This is a genomic window from Mesorhizobium sp. M7A.F.Ca.CA.002.04.1.1 (assembly GCF_004022805.1).
Taxonomy (GTDB): domain Bacteria; phylum Pseudomonadota; class Alphaproteobacteria; order Rhizobiales; family Rhizobiaceae; genus Mesorhizobium; species Mesorhizobium ciceri.
In genome coordinates this window covers 1-608 of record NZ_RZPL01001254.1, presented here as the reverse complement: position 1 = coordinate 608, position 608 = coordinate 1, and the positions used below count along the sequence as shown (strand labels likewise).

Sequence of the window (608 nt, the reverse complement as noted above, 5' to 3'; positions counted from 1 at the left end):
AGTCAAATGATATCAAATCATTAATCGATTTAAATATTTTGAAAGTTGTTTAAATCGTTTATATGTGCAAAAAGTTTCGCGGTTGCCCAAAGGATTGGCGATGTACGTTCGTCCAATCCATGTCGAGGTAGGATTGTGGCCGCCGGCATGCCGCGCGTGACAGCGGACAAGGCCTATGCCACATTTTGTACCTAATTTGTCCTGCAAAAGCCCCTTCTCTACGACAGAAGGGACAGCTCATGAGGGAGCCGCTTGAAATGGCAACAATCGCGCTTGTCGATGACGACCGCAACATTCTGACATCGGTGTCGATCGCCCTGGAATCCGAGGGGTATCGCGTCGAGACCTACACGGATGGTGCGTCGGCGCTGGAAGGCCTGGCGGCACGCCCGCCGAACCTTGCCATTCTCGACATCAAGATGCCGCGCATGGACGGCATGGAACTGCTGCGCCGGATGCGCCAGAAGTCCGACCTGCCGGTGATCTTCCTGACCTCCAAGGACGACGAGATCGACGAATTGTTCGGTCTCAAGATGGGCGCCGACGATTTCATCCGCAAACCCTTCTCACAGCGCCTGCTGGTCGAGCGCGTGCGCGCCGTGCTGCGC

General features: G+C 55.3%; 1 protein-coding gene. It reads left to right on the top strand.

All coding sequences use genetic code 11. The features are described from left to right. Positions 1 to 257: 257 nt before the first annotated feature. Positions 258 to 608: response regulator (locus ENZ75_RS33650; protein WP_128278693.1), on the top strand; the 351-nt coding region annotated here is incomplete at its 3' end.